The following is a 21839-nucleotide window of genomic DNA, read 5'->3' as shown; positions in this document are numbered from 1 at the left end:
GCCCGGCCCCGATTGGAGCGGATGTTGCCATGAGCGATCCCCAGCACACTCCCCTCGTCCCCACCGGTCCCACCGACCCCGACGGCCCCGCCGTCCCGTCCGCCGCGCAGGACCCGGTGGCGCGTTTCCTGCGGGTCGCCGCCGAGAACCCCGAGCGGACGGCGGTGCGGGCCCCCGACGGCAGCGTGGACTTCGCCACCCTGGAGCGCCGCACCGCCGCCCTCGCCGCCGCGCTGCGCCGGCTCGGCACCGGCCGCGGCGACCGCGTCGGCATCCATCTGCCGCGCGGCGTCGACCTGGTGGTCGCGCTGCTCGGCGTGTGGCGGGCGGGTGCCGCCTATGTGCCGCTCGACCCGGCCTACCCGCAGGAACGGCTGACCCACATGATCGAACAGGCCGGGCTCACCGTGCTGCTGGACTCTGGCGGCGGCTTCCGGCCCCCGGCGGGCGTCACCGTGCTGCGGCCCACGCGGTGGGGCCTGGACGACGACTCCACCACCGACTCCACCACCGGATCCGCCGCGGAGTCCACGAACCCGCTCGACCCGGCCTACACCATCTTCACCTCCGGTTCGACAGGCGTCCCCAAGGGAGTGGAGGTCCCCCGGGGCGCCGTGGCCGCGCTGCTGACCGGATTGGAGGGGATGGGCGCCTACCGGCCGGAACCCGGTGTGGTCGGCTGGAACGCCAGCGTCTCCTTCGACGCCTCCGTCCAGCAGTGGGTCCGGGTCTGCCGGGGCGACACCCTCCTGGTCCTCGACGAGGAGCAGCGGGTGGACCCGGTGCGGCTGGCCCGGACGCTGCGCGCCGAGGGCGTCACCGACCTGGACCTGACGCCCTCGCACTGGGAGCTGCTGCGCGAGCCGCTGGCGGGTGGCCCGGTGCCCCGGCTCTTCATGGGCGGCGAGCCGGTGCCCGAGCGGGTCTGGCGGGAACTGGCAGCCGCCGGGACCGAGGCCGTCAACGTCTACGGCCTGACCGAGTGCACGGTGGACTCCACCGCCGCCTGGATCACCGGCCCGAAGACCCGCCCGCACCTGGGCGCGGCACTGGCCGGAAGCACGGTACGGGTGCTGGACGACCGGCTGCGCCCGTCCGCCCCGGGCGAGACCGGGGAGCTGTACGTGGCGGGGGCCGGGCTCGCCCACGGCTATGTCGGCCGCGCGGGGCTGACCGCCGAGCGCTTCCTGCCCGACCCCTACGGGCCGCCCGGCCACCGGATGTACCGCACCGGCGACCTGGCCAGGACCGGTCCCGACGGCACCCTGGAGTACGTCGGCCGGTCCGATCGGCAGGTGAAGCTGCGCGGCTTCCGCATCGAGCCGGGCGAGATCGAGCGGGCCCTCACCCGCCTGCCCGAAGTGGCCGAGGCCGCGGTGAAGGTGATCGAGGCCGCCCCCGGCGACCTGCGGATCACGGCCTTCGTGACCGTTCGGGGCACCGCGGACACCGGCCGCGACTTCGCCCGGGGCGTACTGGGCCGACTGCGCGACACGCTGCCCGCCCACATGGTGCCCAGCAGCGTCCACCCGCTCGCCGCGCTGCCGCTCACCCCGAGCGGCAAGGTGGACCACCACGCCCTGACCGTCCCCCGTCCCGGCTCCCCCGGCGCGGCGGCGCCCGCCCCCGGCCGGCCCGCGGACACGGCGGCCGGCCGGGTGCCGGAGGACCTGGACCGGCAGGTCGCGGAGGTCTGGCGCACCGCCCTCCAGGTGGACCGGGTGGAGCCGACCGACGACTTCCTGGCACTGGGCGGCCACTCCCTCACCGCCCTGCGGGTGGTGCACGTGCTGCGCCGCCGCCTCGGCATCGAGATCCAGCTGCGCCAGCTGCTGGACTCCCACGACCTGGCCGACTTCACGGAGTCCGTGCGGCGGACCGCCGCCTCCGAAGCCGCGCCTCGACCGGCGTTGGCGAGCCGGGGCGCCCGGTGAACGGACCGCGTCCCCACGTCGTCACCGACCGGTTGCCGCTCCCGGCCCCACAGTCGCACCGCACCTTCCGGATCGTCCGCGTCCCGCGCACGGACGGCGACACCGCCCTCGGCGCCCCGACGGGATCCGCGGCGCGGGGGATCCGGCCCCGTGGGCACGGGGCGCGACTGCGGCTTCCACGAGCAGAGCCTCGACGTCCGGCACACCTGTCGGCACCGCCCCGGGCCGCCGCCCGCGCCCTCCCCGGCGGCCGCCCGGCGGTCGGCGTCGCCCACCGCGGGCCCGTGCCGCCACCGACCCCGACCATCCAACGCACCAGGGAGCACCCGTGGTCACCACGACAGTCGGCCCGAGCGTCAATCTGAGCGATCCCGGCCTGTGGTCCCGGCCCGACCTGCCGGAGCTCGTCGACGGGTTGCGGCGCGAGTCCCCGGTGCACCGCACCGAGACCGAGACCGACGGGCCCGTCTGGTCCGTACTGACCTACGAGTTGTCCGCGCAGGTGCTGCGGGACACCACGGTCTACAGTTCCGAGGGCGGTTCGCTGCTGGGCACCGGCCCCGCCCGGCCCGCCGGTTCCGGCCGGATGATGGCGCTGTGCGACCCGCCCCGACACCGTGCGCTGCGGGCCCCGGCCGTGCCGTTCTTCTCCCCGCAGGGGGTGCGCGGCGCCGCCCGCGGCATCGACGAGCTGGCCGACGCCATCGTCCGGCAGGCGGTGGAGCGGCGCGAGGTGGACCTCGTGCAGATGGTGTCGGCGCTGCCGCTGGAGGTGATGTGCGATCTGCTCGACGTACCGGGTCAGGACCGTGAGATGGTCCGGAACGTCTGCGACCTGGCGTTCCTGGGCCGCGCCCCCGAGGAGCGCCGCGCCGGCCACCAGCGGTTGATCCCCTACCTGATGCACCAGGTGATGCGGCGCCGCGCCGACCCCGGGGACGACCTCATCAGCGCCGTGGCCCACCACCGGGTCGGCGGGCGGCTGCTGCCGGTGGAGGACGTGGTCCTCAACCTGGACAACATCGTGGTGGGCGGGGTGCAGACGGTCCGGCACACCGCCGCGACGGCGTTGCTGGCGCTCGTCGAACGCCCGGTGCTGTGGCAGCGGTTGGTCGACGGCACAGCCGAGACGGGAGCGGCCGTGGACGAGCTGTTGCGCTGGACCTCGGTGGGCCTGCACACCCTGCGCACGGTCACCCGGAACACCGAACTGGGCGGCTTCCGCTTCGCCGCGGGCGACCGGGTGGTGCCCTGGCTCTGGGCGGCCAACCGCGACCCGGCCGTCTACGAGCGTCCTCACGAGATCGAGTTCGGCCGCTCCCCCAACCGGCACCTGGCGCTCGGCCTGGGCGCCCACTACTGCATCGGCGCGCCGCTGGCGAAGGCGGAACTCGGCGCGCTCTTCTCGGCCGTGCTGGAGCGGACCGAGCGCATCGAACGCGTGGGACCGCCGCGCTACAACGGCTCGCTCATCAACTTCGGCTTGGACAGCTGCCCGGTGCGTCTCACCCCGCGCCGACCGACACCACGGCGGCGGAACTTCCGCCGTCCTGCCTGACCGTCTGCCGCCCGGCCACGGCCACCGTCGATAGCTTCGGCGGCACCCCTCCCCGTCCCTGCCCCTCCCCAGGAGGTCATGCGCCATGACGAATCCCTTCGAGAACGAGGACGGCACCTATCTGGTGCTCGTCAACGACGAGAACCAGCACTCGCTGTGGCCCACCTGGATCGAGGTGCCCGAGGGCTGGACCACGGTCCACGGCGAGGACAGCCGTGCGGGCTGCCTGGAGTACATCGAGCGGAACTGGACCGACATCAGGCCCGCCGGCCTGACGGCCTCCCTCGAGCGGCGGTGAGGACCACCATGCCGAACTGGGAACTCGACCCCGGCCGCCCCGCCCGGATCCGGGTGACGGGAGTGACCTCCGCACGGGCGGCGGCCGACTGGCTGCGCGAGTCGCACGAGGAGATCTCCGCGGGTCTGCGGCAACACGGCGCGGTCCTGTTGCGCGGACTGCCCATCGCCACCACCGAGGACGTGGCGACGGTCCGCGACGTCCTGATCCCCGAACGCACCCCGTACCGCGAGAAGGCCACCCCGCGCAGCGACTTCGGCAACGGCGTCTTCTCCTCCACCGACTTGCCGCCCTCGCAGGCGATCCGGATGCACAACGAGAACAGCTACACCCTGACCTTCCCCGGGCTGCTGCTGTTCGCCTGTCTGACCGCCCCGCCCGAGGGCGGGGCCACCCCCGTCGCCGACTGCCGGAAAGTGCTGCGCGAACTGCCCTCCGAACTGGTGGCCCGCGCCCGGGCCACCGGCTGGAGCCTCACCCGGAACTACTCCGGATACATCTCGCTGGACTGGCGGACCGCGTTCGGCACCGAGGACCCGGAGGCGGTGAACGCCTACTGCGCCGAGAACCTCATCGACGCGCAGTGGCGGACGGACGGCACGCTGCGCACCCGGCAGATCCGTCCCGCGACGCTCACCCACCCGGACACCGGCGAGGAGTCCTGGTTCAACCACCTGGCCTTCTGGAACGAGTGGTCCCTGGAGCCGGAGATCCGGGCCGCGCTGATCGACGAGTTCGGCCCGGACGGCCTGCCCTTCAACACCGGCCTGGGCGACGGCACCGCGCTCACCCGGGACGAGGTCGCCGAACTCAACGCGGTCTACGAGGCGGCCACCGTCCGTGAGACCTGGCAGCGCGGCGATCTGATGCTGGTGGACAACATCGGCACCGCACACGGTCGGGATCCCTTCCGCGGCGACCGGAAGATCGCCGTCGCCATGGGCGCCCCCGTCCGGATGGCCGACTGCCGGCCCGGCGTCCGACCGGCCGCCACCGCGGCCGCGTCCACCACCGACCGTTGATCCCCGGGGGCCGTCCGCCGGCCCCCGGGATCCCACCCGACCGGCCCGTCCCCGGTGATGTGATCAAGCAGTAGGGAGTAGCACCGTGATACCGGTGTCGTTCGCACAACAGCGCCTGTGGCTGATCGACCAGCTGGACGGGCCGAGCCCCCTCTACAACCTGCCGATCGCCCTGCGGCTGCGCGGCCCGCTCGACGTGGTCGCGCTGCGACGGGCGGCGGCGGACGTCGTGGCCCGGCACGAGTCCCTGCGCACCGTGTTCCCGGTGAGCGAGGGGATGCCCCGGCAGGAGGTGCTGCCCGCCGGGGAGACCCGGCCGCGGGTCGACGTGGTGCCGTGCGCCGAGGACGAGTACCCGGCGCTGCGTGACGCGGCGGCGGCCCGCCCCTTCGACCTCGGCACCGAACCGCCGATCCGGGTCACCGTCTTCGTCCTCGGCCCCGAGGAGCACGTGCTGCTCGTGGTGCTCCACCACATCGCGGCCGACGGCTGGTCGCAGGCCCCTTTCCTGCGCGACCTGGCGGTGGCCTACCGGGCGCGTCGCGCCGGGGACCGGGCCCCGGCGTGGGAGCCGCTGCCGGTGCAGTACGCCGACTACACCCTCTGGCAGCGCGAGTTGCTGGGCAGCGACGGCGACCCGGAGAGCCTGCTGTCCCGGCAGCTCGCCCACTGGCGGGAGGTCCTGGCGGGGTTGCCCGAGGAGCTGGGGCTGCCCACCGACCGGCCCCGCCCGGCCGCGCTGACCGGCACCGCCGCCGACGCCGTTCCCGTGCGCCTGGCGCCACGGCTGCACCGCTCGCTGGTGCGGCTGGCGCGCGAGCACCGGGCGACGTCGTTCATGGTGCTCCAGGCCTCCCTGGCCGCGCTGATGTCCCGGCTGGGCGCGGGCCGGGACATCGCCGTCGGCACCCCCGTCGCCGGCCGCACCGACGAGGCGTTGGAGGAACTGGTCGGCTTCTTCAACAACACCCTGGTGCTGCGCACCGACGTCTCCGGCGACCCGTCCTTCACCGAGCTGCTGGGCCGGGCCCGGGAGGTGAACCTGTCCGCCCAGGCGCACCAGGACGTGCCGTTCGAGCGGCTGGTCGAGGAGCTCAACCCCGCGCGCTCCCTCGCCCGCCACCCGCTGTTCCAGGTGATGCTGACCCTCCAGAACCACGAGCCCGGCCGGTTCGACCTGCCCGGGGTGACGGCCGAGCCCGAGCCGATCGGCGTGCGGGTGGCCAAGTTCGACCTCAGCATCGGTATCGAGGAGACCCACGGCCCGGACGGCGTCCCGGCCGGCATGACCGGCTCGTTGGAGTACGCCACCGAGCTGTTCGACCGGGCCACCGTGGAGCGGCTGACGCGGTGCTGGGTGCGGCTGCTGGAGTCGGCCGCCGCGCGGCCGGAGCTGCCCCTGTCGGAACTGGAGATACTGAGCGCCGAGGAGCGTCGGGAGGCGCTGGCCGCCGGACGGGGTGGCCCCGTACCACCGCACCGCCTGGCGCCGCTCGGGGAGCTGTTCGCCGCCCGGGCCGCCTGCCGGCCCGAGAGGACGGCGGTGGCCGGTGCCCGGGGCGGCTGGAGTTACGCGGAGCTGGCGGATCGGGTCGACCGGCTGGCGCGGCGGTTGACCGGCCAGGGCGTGGGCGCGGGTACTCCGGTGGCCCTGTCGCTGGGCCGCACCCCCGCGGCGGTGGCCGCGCTGCTGGGCGTGGTCGCGGCGGGAGGCACCGCCGTGCCGCTGCCCACCGAACTCGCGCCGGAACACCGGGCCCACCTGGTCACCGCCTCGGGGGCCGCCCTGCTCCTCACCGACGGCGCCGACAGCGCCGACAGCGTCCGGTGGCTGCCGTCCGGGGTGCGGGTGCTGCGTCTGGCCGAGGCGGACGCCTGGCCCGGCGGCACCGCGCCCCCGACGGGCCCCACCGGGGCCGGGGCGGCGGCCTACCTCCTGCCCGAGGCCCCGCCCCCCGAGGCCGGGGACGGCCCGCCCGCGCTCCGCGCGCTGCGCCACCGCGATGTGGCGGGTCTGACCGCCGACCACCGCTGGGACGACGGCACGGACGGCCCGCGGGTGCTGCTGCACGCGCCCTGGTCCACCGACGCCGCGGTCTTCGAGCTGTGGCTGCCGCTGCTGACCGGGGGCACCGTCGTGCCGGCCCCCGAGGACACTCCCGACCCAAAGGCGCTGCCCGGCCTCGTCGCCGACGGCGGACTGACGACCCTGCGGATGGACACGGCGCACTTCGCCCGGACCGTCCGGGCCGACGCGGCGGCGCTCCGCGGGCTGCGCACGGTCATCGTGGGCGGGGCTCCGGTGCCCGCGGAACCGCTGCGTGTCGCGCGGGAGGCGTGCCCGGAGCTGCGGCTGGTGTGCGCCCTGGACCCGGCCGGTGGCGCCGACTTCGTGACCGCGCGGGTGGTGACGGACGAGGACCTGGCGCACGGCGGCCCCGTACCGCTCGGTCGGCCTCTGGACGGACTGCGTCTCCATGTGCTCGACGGCGCCGGGCTGCGACCGGTGCCCCACGGCGTGCCCGGCGAGCTCTGCCTCGCCGCCGCCGGTCACGCCCACGGCCGGGTGCACGCCCCCTCCGCGACGACTGTCGCGGATCCCCACGCCCCGGAACCGGGCGGGCGGCTGCTGCGGACGGGGGTGCTCGTGCGCCGTCGTGTCGACGGCGTCCTCCTGCTCCCGGACCACGCCCAACCCGCCGACCCCACGCGCCCCACGGCGCCTGTGGGGAACACGGTCCCCGAGGACGTGCGGGCGCGGCCCGGCGGGGGCGGCCCCCGCACCCCCGAGGAGGAGGTCCTCCGCACCCTCTTCGCCGACACCCTCGGCCTCGATCCCGACGGCCTCACCATCGGCGACGACTTCTTCCACCTCGGCGGCCACTCCCTCCTCGCCATCCGGCTGACCAGCCGGATCCGCGCGGCCCTGGGCGCCGAACTGTCCATCCGGACCGTCTTCGAGCACCCCACCATCGCCGAGTTGGGCGAGAAGCTGGCCGCCGACCGGCCCCGGCCGGCCCCGACCGCGGTGGCGGTCCGCCCGGAACGGCCGCCGCTCTCCTACGCCCAGCAGCGCTTCTGGCTCGTCGACCAGTTGGAGGGGGCGGGCACCACTCACAACATCTCCCTGCCGCTGCGCCTGCGCGGCGCCCTGGACGTGCCCGCCCTGGGCGCGGCACTCACCGACGTGGTGGCCCGGCACGAGGCACTGCGCACGGTCTTCGCGGAGAGCGACGGCGTGCCCTGGCAACGGGTACTGGACGCGCCCGGCGCGGAGGCCCTGCTGACCGAGACCGACCGCACCGTGGACGAGGCCGCCGCCCACTCCTTCGACCTCTCCGGCGACCGTCCGTTGCTCCACGCCTACCTCCACCCCGCCACCCGGCCCGAGGACCGGCCCGAGGAGCAGGCCGAGGAACGGGTCCTCACCCTGGTGGTGCACCACATCGCCGCCGACGGCTGGTCCCTGGGGCCGCTGCTGCGCGACCTGGCCACCGCCTACCGCGCCCGCCGCGCCGGAGACCGGGCACCGGCGTGGAAACCGCTGCCGGTGCAGTACGTCGACTACGCCCTCTGGCAGCGCGACCTGCTCGGCAGCGACAGCGACCCCGACAGCCCCCTCTCCCGGCAGCTCGCCCACTGGCGGCAGGCCCTGGACGGGCTGCCCGAGGAGCTGCCGCTGCCACTGGACCGCCCCCGCCCCGCGGCGGCCGGCCACCGCGCCCGGCAGGTGCCGGTGACCCTCGACGCCACCGCGCACCTGCGGCTCACCGAGCTGGCCCGGGAGCACGGCGCCACCCCGTTCATGGTGGTGCAGGCGGCGCTCGCCGCCGTGCTGCACCGGTTCGGCGCCGGGGACGACATCCCCATCGGCTCGCCCGTGGCGGGCCGCACCGACGAGGCGTTGGACGACCTGGTCGGCTTCTTCAGCAACACCCTGGTGCTGCGCACCGACCTCACCGGCCGCCCCGACTTCACCGAGCTGTTGGGCCGCGTCCGGGAGACCGGCCTGGCCGCCCTCACCCACCAGGACGTGCCGTTCGAGCGGCTGGTCGAGGAGCTCAACCCCGCGCGCTCCCTCGCCCGCCACCCCCTCTTCCAGGTGGCGCTGTCACTGCACGGCACCGAGGACACCCCGCCGGACTTCGACGGCCTCGACGTGTCCTTCGCCTCCTCCGACATCACCACGTCCACCTTCGACCTGACCCTCAGTCTGGGCGAACGCCACACCCCGGACGGCTCCCCGGCCGGCCTGGACGGCGCCTTCGAGTACGCCACCGACGTCTTCGACCGTGCCACGGCGCGGCGGCTCGCGACGTGCTTCACCCGGCTGCTCACCGCCGTACTGGCCGACCCCCGGCGGCCCGTCGCGGAGATCGAGCTGCTGTCCCCCGAGGAACGCCGCACCCTGCTCGACGGCCGGCAGGGCACGCCGACCCGGCGGGGCCACCCCGGCGCCACCGTGCCGGAGGTCTTCGCCCGGCAGGCCGCGGCCACCCCGGAGGCCGTGGCCGTGGACGGCGCCCGGCGGCTGACCTACGCCGAGCTCGACGCCCGCGCCAACCGGCTCGCGCACCGCCTCCGTACGCTGGGCGTCGGCCCGGAGACCCCCGTGGCGCTGCTCCTCGACCACTCCCCCGAGGTCGTGACGGCCGCTCTGGCGGTGCTCAAGGCGGGCGGCGCCTACGTGCCGCTGCACCCGGGCCTCCCCGCCGAACGGATGGCCGACATCCTCCACGAGACCGGGGCCGCCGTCCTGCTCACCGACCGGGCCGACGCCGGGTTCGAGCACCGCGCCCGGGTCCTGCGGCCGGACGAGGAGCCGCCGCGGACGGCCGGTGCCGAGGACGCCCCGCCAGTGCGAGTGGCCGCCGGGCAGTTGGCGTACGTGATGTACACCTCCGGCTCCACCGGGCGGCCCAAGGGCGTCGCCGTGCACCACCGCGACATCACCGCCCTCGCCGCCGACCGGTGGTGGGCGGACGGGTCGATGCGGCGGGTGTTGCTGCACTCCTCGTACGCCTTCGACGCGGCCACCTTCGAGATGTGGGTGCCGCTGCTGACCGGTGGCACCGTCGTCTGCGCCCCCACCGCCCATCCCGAGCCCGCCGACCTGGCCGCCCTCATCGCCCGGCACCACGTGACCGGGCTGTTCCTGACCAAGGGCCTGTTCGACCTGATCGCCCAGGAACGGCCCACCGCGCTGCGCGGCCTGCACACCGTCCTCACCGGGGGCGAGGCGGGCTCGGCCGCGTCGATGCGGCGCGTCCTGGAGGCGTGCCCCGGACTGCGGCTGTTGAACGCCTACGGGCCGACCGAGACCACCACCTTCGCCACCCTCCACCCGATCCGGCCGTCGGAGCCGGACAACGGCCGTCCGCTGCCGATCGGCGGCCCGCTGGACGGCACCCGCGCCTATGTCCTGGACCGCGAGCTCCGACCGCTCCCGGTGGGTGTGGCCGGTGAGCTGTACCTCGCGGGGTCCGGCCAGGCGCGCGGCTACCTCGGCCACCCCGCGCTCACCGCGGAGCGCTTCGTGCCCGACCCCCACGCGCCCCGCCCCGGCACCCGCATGTACCGCACCGGGGATCTGGTGCGGTGGAACGACGACGGTGCCCTGGAGTACCTGGGCCGCACCGACCAGCAGGTCAAGCTGCGCGGCTTCCGCATCGAGCCCGGCGAGATCGAGGCGGCCCTCGCCGCCCACCCCGGGGTCGCCCAGGCCGCCGTCCTGCTCCGCGAGGAGAACGGCGACCGGCGCCTGGTCGGCTACTGCGTGCCGGCCGACGACACGCTCACCACCGCCGCCCTGCGCCGGCACGCCGCGGGGTCGCTCCCCGCCTACATGGTGCCCGCCGCCCTCGTGCTGCTGGACCGCCTCCCGCTGACCTCCAACGGCAAGATCGACCGCGGGGCGCTGCCCGCCCCCGACTACACCACGGGCGGTACCGGCCGAGAGCCCGGCACCCCCCGACAGCGGCGGCTGCGGGAGCTCTTCGCCGGGGTCCTGGGCCTGGCGCCGGAGCGCGTCCACCTCGACGACGACTTCTTCCGGCTCGGCGGTCACTCCCTGTTGGCCACCCGCCTCGCCGGCCGTGTCCGATCCGCCTTCGGCACCGGCCTCAGCCTGCGCACCCTCTTCGAACACCCCACCATCGCCGCCCTCGACGCCCTTCTGGACCTCCCGGCGGACCCGGCCTCCCCGTCCGGCGGCGCCGGCGGCGCCGGCGGCGCCGGGGAGGCCACCCCGGTCGAGGCGGCCCGGCCCCGCTGTACGGCCGGGGAGCGTCCGGCCGTGCTTCCCCTCTCCTTCGCCCAGCGGCGGCTCTGGCTGATCGACCGGTTGGAGGGGGAGAGCCCTTTCTACAACATCCCGCTCGTCCTCCGCCTGGACGGCCCGCTCGACCGCGCCGCCCTGCGCGCCGCCGTCGGCGACCTGATGGTCCGCCACGAGAGCCTGCGCACCGTGTTCGGCACCGGGCGGGACGACGAACCGCACCAGCGGGTGCTGCCCGCGGACACCGTCCGGAACGCCGGGGCGATGTGGCAGGAGCACGACCGCACCGGTGACGGCGCGACGCTGCGCGCCGCCTGCCAGGAGGCCGTGTGGCGGCCGTTCTCGCTCGCCGCCGAGCCACCGCTGCGGGTCGATCTGTTCCGCGCGGGCCCCGACGAGCACCTGCTGGTCCTCGTCCTGCACCACATCGCCGCCGACGGCTGGTCCCTCGGCCCGCTGCTGCGCGACCTCGACACCGCCTACCGGGCTCGCCTCGGTGGCGCCGCGCCCGGTTGGGCGCCGCTGCCCGTCCAGTACGCCGACTACACGCTCTGGCAGCACGAGCTGCTCGGCGACGTCACGGACCCGGGCGGCCTCCTCGCCCGTCAACTCGCCCACTGGCGCGATGCCCTCGACGGCCTGCCCGAGGAGCTGCCGCTCCCCGTCGACCGGCCTCGCCCCGCGGTCGCCGGCCACCGCGGCGACCGCGTCGCACTGCCGCTGGACGCCGAACTCCACGCGGCGATCGTGCGGCTGGCGCGCGAGCACCGGGTGACGTTGTTCATGGTGCTCCAGGCCTCCCTGGCCGCGCTGCTGCACCGGTTCGGCGCCGGGGACGACATCCCCATCGGCTCCGTCGTCGCCGGCCGCACCGACGAGGCGTTGGAGGAACTGGTCGGCTTCTTCGCCAACACCCTGGTGCTGCGCACCGACGTCTCCGGCGACCCGTCCTTCGCCGAGCTGCTGGGCCGGGCCCGGGAGGTGAACCTGTCTGCCCAGGCGCACCAGGACGTGCCGTTCGAGCGGCTGGTCGAGGAGCTCAACCCCGCGCGCTCCCTCGCCCGCCACCCGCTGTTCCAGGTGATGCTGACCCTCCAGAACAACGATGCCGTGCCGCTCTCCCTGGGCGGGCTCGAGGTCACGGCGGAGTCGGTCGACGCCAGGGGCGCCAAGTTCGATCTGAGTGTGATGTGCGAGGAGGTCCTCGGGCCCGACCGCACCCCGGCGGGCATCGACGTGGCCGTGGACTACGCCGTGGACCTGTTCGACCGGGAGACCGTGGCGCGTCTCACGGCCGCCTGGGCACGGCTGCTGCGCCAGGCGGTCGACGCCCCCGGCCGGTCCCTGAGCGCGCTGGAGGTGCTGACGCCGCGGGAGCGGCGCGAGGCGCTGGAGCAGGCCCGGGGCCCGGTCACCGTGGCGGCGGAGGCGGCCACCCTCGCGGAGCGGTTCGCCGAACAGGCGGCCCGCACCCCCGACGCCCTCGCCCTGGACGGGGCGCTGCCGCTGACCTACGCCGAACTCGACGCCCGCGCGGGCCACCTGGCCCGGCGCCTCAGCGCCGCCGGGGCCCGCCCCGGGGAGCCGGTGGCCCTCGCCCTGGCCCAGTCCCCCCACACGGTGACCGCGGCACTCGCCCTCGCCAGGACCGGCGCGGTCTGCGTTCCGCTGGACCCCACCGCCGCGCCGGAGCACCGGTCCGCGGTGCTCACCGCCGCCGGGGTTCGACTGCTGGTGACGGAGACCCCGCCGCCCGCTCCGGAGCCTCCCGGTCTCCGACTCGTCTCCCCGGCCGCCCCCGCCCCCCTCCCGGACGCCCCGGACGCCCCGGACACACGATCCACCGCTCCTTCCGCCCCGGCGTTCCTCCGCTTCGCCCCCGGGCCGGACGGCGCCCTGGAGCCGGTGCGCGTGCGGCACGCCGAGGTGACCGCCACCGCCGCCGACACCCACTGGCGTCCGGGCGACGGGCCCGCCCGGACACCGTTCCTCGCCGGGCGGTCCTTCGACGCGGCCGGCCTCCCGCTCTGGGCGCCGCTGCTGACCGGCGGCACCCTCGTCGTCCTCCCGGAGGACCGGTTCGCGCCGGACCGCCTCGCGGACACCGTCGCGGCCCACGGGCTCACCCGGATGTGGTCCGCACCGGACCGCCTGGAGCAGACGGCGCGCAGCCACCCGGCGGCGTTCCGCGGGCTCGAGACGGTGCTCACCGCCGGGGACCCGGTGCCCGTCGAACCGCTGGTCCGGATCCGGGAGGCGTGCCCGGAGCTACGGCTGGTGTGCGCCCACGGCCCGCGCGTGGGCGCCGGAGCGCCGCCCCTGACGGCACGTGTGGTGACCGACGGAGACCTGGCGGACGGCGGCCCACTGCCGCTCGGCCGCCCACTGGACAACCTCCGCGTCCACGTACTGGACGCCGGACTGCGACCGGTGCCCGCGGGCGTCCCCGGTGAGCTCTGCCTCGCCGGACCGGGCCGGCCGCAGGACCCGCCCGCGGGTCCGGTGGTGCGGACGGGTGCCCGGGCCCGCCGTCGCCCCGACGGCACCCTCCTCCCTCCGGCCCCCGGCCTCACTCCGGGAACCGTCCCCCTCCCGGGCGTCACCGCCACCGCCCCACGAGCCCCTCGCACCCCGCAGGAGGAGACCCTCCACGCCCTCTTCGCCGACACCCTCGGCCTCGATCCCGCCGCCCTCACCGTCGACGACGACTTCTTCCACCTCGGCGGCCACTCCCTCCTCGCGAACCGGCTCGCCGGGCGCGTCCGGACCGGCTTCGGCACCGAGATCTCGCTGCGCACCGTCTTCGAACACCCCACCGTCGCGGGGCTCGCCGCGCACCTCGAAGCGGCCGGCGCCCGGGCTCACGACCCGCTGGACGTACTGCTTCCGCTGCGTGCGGGCGGCGGTCAGGCCCCGCTGTTCTGCGTCCATCCGGCCGCGGGCATCAGCTGGGTCTACTCCGGACTGCTGCGGCATCTCGACCCCGACCGTCCGCTCTACGGTCTCCAGTCCCGCGCGCTGCGGGGCGAAGCCGCGGGGAGCGTGGAGGAGATGGCCGCCGACTACGTGCGCCGACTGCGCTCGGTGCGGCCGACGGGCCCGTACCACCTGCTGGGCTGGTCCTTCGGTGCGTCGGTCGCCCACGCCATGGCCGTGCTGCTGCAGGAGGCGGGCGAGGAGGTGGCCCTGCTGGCGCTGCTCGACGGCTATCCGGCCGTGCCCGGCTCCCCCGCGCGCGGGGAGCTGCCGGACGACCCCGCCGAGGCCTTCGCCGTGATGCTCGCCTCCCTCGGCTACGCGTCGGCACGGGATCCGGGCTTCGTGGAGCTGACACAGACGTTGGGCACGGCGGCGGAGCACCTGCCGGAGACCTTCGCCGGCCACCACAAGCTGCTCGACGAACACCGGCCGCGACGCTTCACCGGCGAGGCGCTGTTCCTCGGCGCCGCGGGGGACAAACCCGCGGACTGGCCGTACGAGGAGTTGTGGCGTCCCTACGTCGGCGGCCCCCTCACGGCCCACCGGCTCGCCTGCGCGCACGGCGAGATGACCCGAGGCGCCTCCATCGCCGAGATCGCCGCCCTTCTCACCGAGCACCTGGGAGAGCCGTCATGACCGAAACCGGTAGCGTCACCGTCCGGGTTCCGAGCCCGCGCAAACCGCCCCGGGACTGGTGGGGACTCTGGCGGCGGCCGGACTTCCGCCGATTGTGGACCGGGGAGGTGACCAGCGCCCTCGGCACGGCCGTCGGCAGTGTGGCGCTGCCCCTGGTGGCGGTGGTGGTCCTCGACGCCCCGCCGATCATGCTGGGCGTGATCACCGCCTCGGCGTGGCTGCCCTGGCTGTTCATCGGACTGCTCGCCGGGGCCTGGGTGGACCGGTTGTCCCGACGGCGGGTGATGCAGACCTGCGACGCGCTGCTGATCGGGATCCATCTGAGCGTGCCGCTGGCGGCCTGGGCGGGGCTGTTGACCATATGGCAGTTGGTGGCGGTCGCCCTCCTCTCCGGCGGGGTGCGGGTCTTCTTCCACACCGCCTACGGTGCGATCGTCCCCACCCTGGTCGCCGGGTCCGAGCTGCTGGAGGCCAACGTCAAGCTGCGCAGCGGCGAGTCGGCGGCCGACGTGGCGGGGCCGGGGTTGGCCGGGATCATCGCGCAGTTCCTCGGCGCGGTCTCCGCCGTCCTGGTGCACGCGGTCTCCTATGTGGTGTCGCTGGTGTGCCTCTCCCGGATCGAGACCCGGGAGAGCCCCCCGGAGCGGTCCGCCCGGCGCGGCATCCGGCGGGAGATCGCCGAAGGGGTCCACTTCGTCTCCGGGGACCGCTACCTCCGGGTACTGGTGTGTTTCAGCGCGCTGGGCAACGTGGCGCTGAGCGGCATCCAGTCGGTACAGGTGCTGTTCCTGGTCCGGATCGTGGGGCTGGAGCCGGGCGGTGTCGGCATGGTCTTCGCCGTGGTGAGCGTCGGCGGCCTCCTGGGCGCCACCCTGGCCGGTCGGATCGCCCGCCGCTTCGGCACGGCCCGCGCTCTGCTCGCCTGCGAGCTGGTGGCCGCTCCCTGCATCGTGCTGCTGCCCCTGGCGGGTCACCGGGTTCCGCTGGCGGCCGCCACCTTGGCGTGGGCGGTCGCGGTCGGCGGGATCGTCGCCGGGAACGTCGTCTCCGGCAGCTTCGTGCAGAGCTACTGCCCACGCCCCCTCCTCGGCCGCGTACGGGCCACCACCTCCACCCTCAACTACGGCGCCTTCGCCGCCGGGGCGCTGCTGGGCGGTTTCCTGGGGCAGTCGCTGGGACTGACCGGCACCATCTGGATCATGTGCGCCGTCCTCGCCGGCGCCGCCACCCTCCTCCTCCTCAGTCCCGTCCGTCCCCTCCGCGACCTCCCCACCGTCCCCGACCCCACCTGACCCCCGAGCGCGTGCCGGTGTCCCGGCGGCCGGCGTCTGCGCCGTTCCGAGGGGCACCGGACGGCCGGGCACCCTCGTGGGCCCCGCCCCGAAAGCGCCCTGCCTCCGCGAACGGCCTGGGACCGGACGCTGCCGTTGCCGTCGGGGTCGGGGCGGGCGTCCTCGGGGAGCCACGCGGGGAGGAGTCCTGGGCCCCGTTCCCGCCGTCGGGTCAGAACTCGGCGGAGAGGGCGCGGATGGCGTCCGTCTCGGGCTCCGCCGCCGGCCGTGTCCCGATGCCCAGCTTCTCCTTGATCTTCTTCTCGATCTCGTTGGCGAGGTCGGGATTGTCGCGCAGGAAGTTGCGGGCGTTCTCCTTGCCCTGACCCAGCTGATCGCCCTCGTAGGTGTACCAGGCACCGGACTTGCGGATGAAACCGTGCTCCACGCCCATGTCGATCAGCCCGCCCTCCCGGCTGATGCCGATCCCGTAGAGGATGTCAAACTCGGCCTGCTTGAAGGGCGGCGCGACCTTGTTCTTGACGACCTTGACACGGGTGCGGTTGCCGACCGCCTCGGTGCCGTCCTTGAGGGTCTCGATCCGGCGGATGTCCAGCCGCACCGAGGCGTAGAACTTCAGCGCCCGCCCACCGGTGGTGGTCTCCGGCGAGCCGAACATCACCCCGATCTTCTCGCGGAGCTGGTTGATGAAGATCGTGGTGGTCTTGGAGTGGCTGAGCGCGCCGGTGATCTTCCGCAGCGCCTGGCTCATCAGTCGGGCCTGCAGGCCGACGTGGGAGTCGCCCATCTCGCCCTCGATCTCCGCGCGCGGCACCAGGGCCGCCACGGAGTCGATCACGATCAGGTCCAGCGCGCCGGAGCGGATGAGCATGTCGGTGATCTCCAGCGCCTGCTCGCCGTTGTCCGGCTGGGACAGGATCAGGGAGTCCACGTCCACGCCCAGCCGCTTGGCGTACTCCGGGTCCAGCGCGTGCTCGGCGTCCACGAAGGCCACCGTGCCGCCCATCCGCTGGGCGTTGGCCACCGCGTGCAGGGTCAGGGTCGTCTTGCCGGAGGACTCCGGGCCGTAGACCTCGACGACCCGGCCGCGCGGCAGGCCGCCCACGCCCAGGGCCACGTCGAGGGCGGTCGACCCGGTGGGGATGACCTCGACGGGCTCGTTCGGCCGCTCGCCCAGGCGCATCACGGCGCCCTTGCCGAACTGCCTCTCGATCTGTGCGAGCGCGGCGTCGAGCGCCTTCTCGCGGTCCTGTTCTTTCACGGGATCCACCTCGGTGGGTTGGGGTGTGCCGGCGCGGCGGACGGCTTTGGAGGTGTCGGCACGGCTGTCGGCCGGTCCGCCACCGGGTCCGCGGTCTCGTGGAGGGCCGCGGGGGACCGTGTCCCCCCGTGTTCGCCCGGTGCCGTCTCGACGTCGGTTTCCGGGCGGGACGGGGAGGTGTCGTCCCGGTGTCCGGGATGGCACTCGGCGCAGATCAGGCCGAGGGCCGCCGGTGGGGTCCAGGTCGTGAGGGGGTCGGACGGGACGGGAACGGCCATGGCGATCGGCTCTCGCGTTGCTCGGGGCGGTCGGTTCGGTCAGAAGGGAAGTTCGCTCTCCCGGGGAGCGTGCCGCTCCCCGTCGTCCCGGTCGGGCGCCCCGCCGGCCGGCGGGGCGGCGCCGAAGCGGTCACCGGCGAGGGCGCTCGTGCGCGATTCCTTGGTGACCTTCGCGCCGGCGAACCGCAGCGAGGGGCCGACCTCGTCCGCCTCGCACTCGACCACGGTGCGTTTCTCCCCCTGGCGGGTCTCGTACGTCCGCTGGCGCAGCCGCCCCTGGACGATGACGCGGGTGCCCCGCGTCAGGGACTCGGCGACGTGCTCCGCCTCCTGTCGCCAGGCCGAGCAGCGCAGGAACAGCGTCTCGGAGGAGTCCCTCCACTCGTTGCTCCGCCGGTCGAAGGTGCGGGGCGTGGAGGCGACGGTGAAGTGTGCGACCGTGTCGCCGGACGGGGTGGTGCGGATGTCGGGGTCGTCGGTCAGGTTGCCGACGACGGTGATGACGGGCTCACCGGCCATGGGTGGCTCCTCTCGTGCGGCGGGTGACTCCTCACCCGTGTCCGTCCGGGTGCGTCGGGTGTCGCCCGGTGCGGCGGGGCGGTGGGGCGGTGGTCATCGCCTCTCGCCCCGTCCCTCGCCGCTGTCGAGGGCGAGCAGTCGGGGCAGGTCGATCTCGCCGGTGCGCCAGGCCCGGGCGACCTGCTCCGTTCCGCCGGGCACGGGTCGGAGGCTGAACGAACGCGGTTCGGGTGCCGGGGCCGCCTCCAGTCCCGGGATCACCTCGCCGGTGTGCGGGTCGGTGACCGGGTCCGGCCAGGCGGCGAGTTGGGCGACGAACTGCTTCCGCCAACTGGGACGCACCCGGACGAGCGTCTCCACCTCGCCCGGGTGGTTCTCGATCACCCAGGTGGTGAAGGCGTCCTCGTCGGCGACCACGACTCCCGGCTTGGGGTCGATGAGCGTGATGGTGGCGATGGGGGTGCCGTCCCGCAGGGTCACCCGGATCGACTTGAGGGCGTACTCGGCCCGGGCCGCGCGCAGTTCGTCGAGGACCTCGCGGCGCATGGCCTGGTACTGGTCCTCCACCGCGTCGCGCAGCACCTTGAGCACGGCGACCCTGGTGGCGTGTTCCTTGAGGTTCATGCCGCCACGGCTTTCCGCTCGGTCGCCTTCTCGGTGTCCTTCCCGGTGTCCTTCCTCGCCTCGGTTCCGCGGCGCACGATGAGGTCGCCCAGTGTGGTCGGCTTCCCCGTGGGATCCAGGACGGCGGCGGCGAGCAGGTTGTGCCGGCGCGCCTCCTCGTAGAGGGCCCGGAGCTCCTCGTAGGTGGTGCCGGGGGCGGTGGCGGTGGCGAGGTAGTCGGAGGCGCTCGGGGTGGGCCTGCCGGCGTTGAGCCAGTCCAGGACGGAATCGGCGAAGTCCGTGCCCGGTTTGCGGATCACCAGCCCGGACAGCGGCTTCGCCCGGGACTTGGAGATCACCAGGGTGTTCTCGTGGTCGAGGTCCCCGACGATGTCGAACTCGTACTCGATGCCCTCGCGCTGCTCGGGCTTGAGCCCGACCTTGCGCGGCACCTTGCGCCCGCGCTCGTCGGTCTCCACGACGTACTCGGTCTTGGTGCGCATGGTGACGATGAGGTGACCGGGGTAGGCGAGCAGGGCGTCGATCATCGCCCGCTCCATGGGGCGGGTCTCCTTCCAGGCGGCGAAGCTGCTGCCCGCCCCGAAGCGTTTCGCGGCGTTGTCGACCTGTTCGAGCATCCCGCCCGCCCCGGACCAGAAGTGCGAGAGCGAGTCGACGATCACGACGTCGTAGCCGTCGTGGGCGGCCACCGCCAGTACGTCGATGAGTGCGGTGGGCTCGAACGAGGTGAGTTGGAGGGTGTCGAAGGCGAATTCGTCGGCGTACTTGGAGGCGCTGCCGTGTTCGGTGTCGACGAGGGCCACCCGCTCGCCGATCGCGTTGCCGGTGACGAGCGCGGTGTAGGTCTTGCCCGAACCGGTGGGCCCGGTGAACGCGATGCGGGCCTTGGCCTGCTCCTTGGTGGCGGGGGCGAAGGTGAAGGTGTTCACGCCATTTCTCCTCTGGCGCATTCGACGGCGGTTCGGGGTGGGCTTGGCGGCGACGGGACGCGGTCCCGGCCCGGCAAGACGTGCACCCACACGGCCGAAGCTTTGGATCGAATCTTTGTTCGAAAGTGTCCTGACTCACAGAGTAGGCACACAAAAGGGACGAATCAATAGCGATCGGATGGAAAACCCCGCAGGTCCCGACGCCCCGACGAGGGTCGGAACGAGCACGACGCGCCCACGGCACCGTTCGCCCTCGGACGGGACGGGGTCACCCGGCCCACGTCCGCACTCCACCGACCCGGCGATCGACGGCGCCCCTTCCCCGGGGGGAGGAACCGGTCGGCCTGCGGGCGCAGCGCACCGGAACCGTGAAATCCCCTTTGACCAGGGGCTTTGTCAGTGCCCGGCAGTAGGATGGGAGAAGATCGAGACGGCCGGACGACCACCTCAGGAGGATACCGATGGCCTCTGCCGCGCTCGCCGCCGAACACCGTCCGAAGACTCCGCCCGCACCCGCGACCGCCCCGCTGACCACCATGACCACCCTGCCGAAGAAGCCGCTCCCGGCCGGCCGGCCCCGTGAGTGGTACATCGCGCACAACCGCCGCCTGAAGGCCATGCGCCTGGCCATAGCCCTGCTCGACACCGGGGTCCACCGCCCGGAGCAGGCTCCAAACCGCACGATCCGCACCACGGCCGAGCGGATCGGCGTCCGCCCGCCCTCCAACACGACCTGCCGCCTGGTCCGCTCCCTGCTCCACGCCGGCGACCACTGACCCGGGGCATCCCCCGGTACGGAAGCCGCCGTCGGGTGCCGCGCCGCACGGCCTCGGCATCCGACGGCGGCCTCCCGCCCGCCGTGGGCCCGCCCCGCCCGAGAGCGTCCCGGTCGCGCCGTCGGTCGACAGGCCCGGGGGGCGCCGGGACCGATCACGGCCTCCGAACGGGTGAGCCGGTCTGGCGTGGGGAACCAAGCGCCCTTCGCCTCTTCCGGCAGGTCACACGCCTCCGGCGTGGCAGAAGCGGTCTGTCGGCTCCGGTCGACCACCGGGCGACACGTTCGACCGGAGGGCACTCCCGCGGACCGCGTGGAAGACTTTCGATGCCCCTGTCCCCATCGGGGGCGGCGTAGATCCGGGTGAGGCCCATCCGTCCGACGGCGGTACGGGGTCACCGGTTCCCCGTGTCGATCACTGCCGATGTCGTCGGTTGTGGCCGTCTTCCCTCGGGTCCCCCCCACCCTCATGAACCACCGCCGGAGGAGAGATGACGAAAGCAGCGCGGCCGGCCGTCACCCGTCGCACTCTTCTGGGAATGGCGGCGCTCCTGTCGTCGACCGGCTGCGGGAAGAGCGGAGGGGCTTCTCCCGCTGCCTCCCACTCCCCTTCCCCCTCCGTCGCCGCGGCACGCCGGCCCCACGGCCGCCTGATCGAACTGGAACGGAAGTTCGACGCGCGCCTGGGCGTGTACGCGCTCGCCACCGGAACCGGTGCCACCATCGCCCACCGGGCCGACGAACGCTTCGCGTTCTGCTCGATGTTCAAGGTGCCGGCGGTGGCAGCGGTCCTGCACCGCAATCCGCTGTCCCACCTGGACACGGTCGTCAGGTACACCGAGGACGACCTCATGAGGCACTCCCCCGTCACCAGACGGCACGTGGACACCGGAATGACGATCCGCCGGCTGTGCGACGCCGCGATCCGCTACAGCGACGGAACGGCCGGCAACCTCCTGCTCCGCGAACTCGGCGGGCCGGCCCACGTGACGGCGTACGCGCGCGGCATCGGCGACACGGTCACACGGATGGACCGCGTCGAGCCGGCCATCACGGAAGCCACCCCGGGAGACCCCCGCGACACCACCTCACCCCGGGCGTTCGGCACCGGCTTCCACCGGATCGTGCTGGGGGACGCCCTCACGAACGACAAACGTGCCTTCCTCCGCGACCTGCTGGAACGCAACACCACCGGCGCCCACCGCATTCGGGCCGTGGTGCCGCGGGGATGGACCATCGCCAACAAGACCGGAACCGGTGATTACGGCACGCTCAACGACACGGCCATCGTGTGGCCCGCGAGAACCGCCCCGCTCGTCGTCACGATCATGTCCGGCAAGGCCGCCCGGGACGCCGAGTACGACGAGGCCCTGATCGCCGAGGCCGCCGCGTACGCCATGGCCGTCCTCACCTGACCGGTCGCCTCGAACCCGGCCTCCGGGCCTCGTCGTCCGGGG

Annotated in this window: 11 protein-coding genes and 1 pseudogene; 8 read left to right on the top strand and 4 right to left on the bottom strand. The window is 74.4% G+C overall.

Features of this window, described 5'->3' with window-relative positions:
• Positions 1–29 precede the first annotated feature (29 nt).
• The 6 genes and pseudogenes from F0L17_RS25525 to F0L17_RS25500 all read left to right on the top strand — a co-directional run bounded on the left by F0L17_RS25525 (position 30) and on the right by F0L17_RS25500 (position 15996).
• Positions 30–1934 (top strand): non-ribosomal peptide synthetase, encoded by a 1905-nt coding sequence (locus F0L17_RS25525; RefSeq protein ID WP_155072880.1) that lies wholly within the window; start codon positions 30–32, stop codon positions 1932–1934.
• A gap of 328 nt (positions 1935–2262) precedes the next feature.
• Positions 2263–3492, top strand: a complete 1230-nt coding sequence (locus tag F0L17_RS25520; protein ID WP_162466688.1) for a cytochrome P450 — start codon at positions 2263–2265, stop codon at positions 3490–3492.
• A gap of 85 nt (positions 3493–3577) precedes the next feature.
• A complete protein-coding gene (locus F0L17_RS25515) occupies positions 3578–3790 on the top strand; it encodes an MbtH family protein (RefSeq protein WP_155072879.1) in 213 nt (70 codons plus the stop codon).
• A gap of 8 nt (positions 3791–3798) precedes the next feature.
• Positions 3799–4812 carry a TauD/TfdA family dioxygenase gene (locus F0L17_RS25510; protein ID WP_155072878.1) on the top strand — a complete coding sequence of 338 codons (1014 nt, stop codon included), beginning with the start codon at positions 3799–3801 and terminating at the stop codon, positions 4810–4812.
• Positions 4813–4906: 94 nt separating this feature from the next.
• Positions 4907–14704: pseudogene (locus tag F0L17_RS25505) on the top strand (non-ribosomal peptide synthetase); the annotation flags it as partial.
• On the top strand, positions 14701–15996 hold the full coding sequence (locus F0L17_RS25500) for an MFS transporter (RefSeq protein ID WP_155072876.1): 1296 nt from the start codon (positions 14701–14703) through the stop codon (positions 15994–15996). The pseudogene F0L17_RS25505 and the gene F0L17_RS25500, both read left to right, overlap by 4 nt.
• 211 nt (positions 15997–16207) lie before the next feature.
• Here F0L17_RS25500 and recA read toward each other — a convergent pair whose 3' ends face one another.
• From recA to F0L17_RS25480, 4 genes are all read right to left on the bottom strand, one after another.
• Complete coding sequence (gene recA / locus F0L17_RS25495) at positions 16208–17257, bottom strand: recombinase RecA (RefSeq protein ID WP_420802453.1); 1050 nt, start codon at positions 17255–17257, stop codon at positions 16208–16210.
• 317 nt (positions 17258–17574) lie between these two features.
• A complete protein-coding gene (locus F0L17_RS25490; protein WP_155072875.1) occupies positions 17575–18054 on the bottom strand; it encodes a single-stranded DNA-binding protein in 480 nt (159 codons plus the stop codon).
• Positions 18055–18147: 93 nt separating this feature from the next.
• On the bottom strand, positions 18148–18678 hold the full coding sequence (locus tag F0L17_RS25485) for a hypothetical protein (RefSeq protein WP_155072874.1): 531 nt from the start codon (positions 18676–18678) through the stop codon (positions 18148–18150).
• Positions 18675–19607, bottom strand: a complete 933-nt coding sequence (locus F0L17_RS25480; RefSeq protein WP_338018220.1) for an ATP-binding protein — start codon at positions 19605–19607, stop codon at positions 18675–18677. The genes F0L17_RS25485 and F0L17_RS25480 overlap by 4 nt, the downstream gene beginning before the upstream one ends.
• 461 nt (positions 19608–20068) lie before the next feature.
• Between F0L17_RS25480 and F0L17_RS25475 the strand changes: the two genes are divergently transcribed.
• Together F0L17_RS25475 and bla are read left to right on the top strand one after the other, a co-directional pair.
• On the top strand, positions 20069–20383 hold the full coding sequence (locus F0L17_RS25475; RefSeq protein ID WP_155072872.1) for a hypothetical protein: 315 nt from the start codon (positions 20069–20071) through the stop codon (positions 20381–20383).
• A gap of 490 nt (positions 20384–20873) precedes the next feature.
• Entirely contained in the window at positions 20874–21797 is a 924-nt protein-coding gene (gene bla / locus F0L17_RS25470) for a class A beta-lactamase (protein ID WP_155072871.1), read from the top strand.
• Positions 21798–21839: the final 42 nt, after the last annotated feature.

The sequence above is a fragment of the Streptomyces taklimakanensis genome, from assembly GCF_009709575.1.
GTDB classification, from domain to species: domain Bacteria; phylum Actinomycetota; class Actinomycetes; order Streptomycetales; family Streptomycetaceae; genus Streptomyces; species Streptomyces taklimakanensis.
This window is presented reverse-complemented; position numbering and strand designations above follow the sequence as displayed.

Bases quoted from the DNA above. Each gene is read 5' to 3' on its own strand.
- F0L17_RS25525 (WP_155072880.1), top strand. From the start codon at position 30: ATGAGCGATCCCCAGCACACTCCCCTCGTCCCCACCGGTCCCACCGAC.
- F0L17_RS25515 (WP_155072879.1), top strand. From the start codon at position 3,578: ATGACGAATCCCTTCGAGAACGAGGACGGCACCTATCTGGTGCTCGTC.
- F0L17_RS25510 (WP_155072878.1), top strand. From the start codon at position 3,799: ATGCCGAACTGGGAACTCGACCCCGGCCGCCCCGCCCGGATCCGGGTG.
- F0L17_RS25500 (WP_155072876.1), top strand. From the start codon at position 14,701: ATGACCGAAACCGGTAGCGTCACCGTCCGGGTTCCGAGCCCGCGCAAA.
- F0L17_RS25490 (WP_155072875.1), bottom strand. From the start codon at position 18,054: ATGGCCGGTGAGCCCGTCATCACCGTCGTCGGCAACCTGACCGACGAC.
- F0L17_RS25485 (WP_155072874.1), bottom strand. From the start codon at position 18,678: ATGAACCTCAAGGAACACGCCACCAGGGTCGCCGTGCTCAAGGTGCTG.
- F0L17_RS25475 (WP_155072872.1), top strand. From the start codon at position 20,069: ATGGCCTCTGCCGCGCTCGCCGCCGAACACCGTCCGAAGACTCCGCCC.
- bla (WP_155072871.1), top strand. From the start codon at position 20,874: ATGACGAAAGCAGCGCGGCCGGCCGTCACCCGTCGCACTCTTCTGGGA.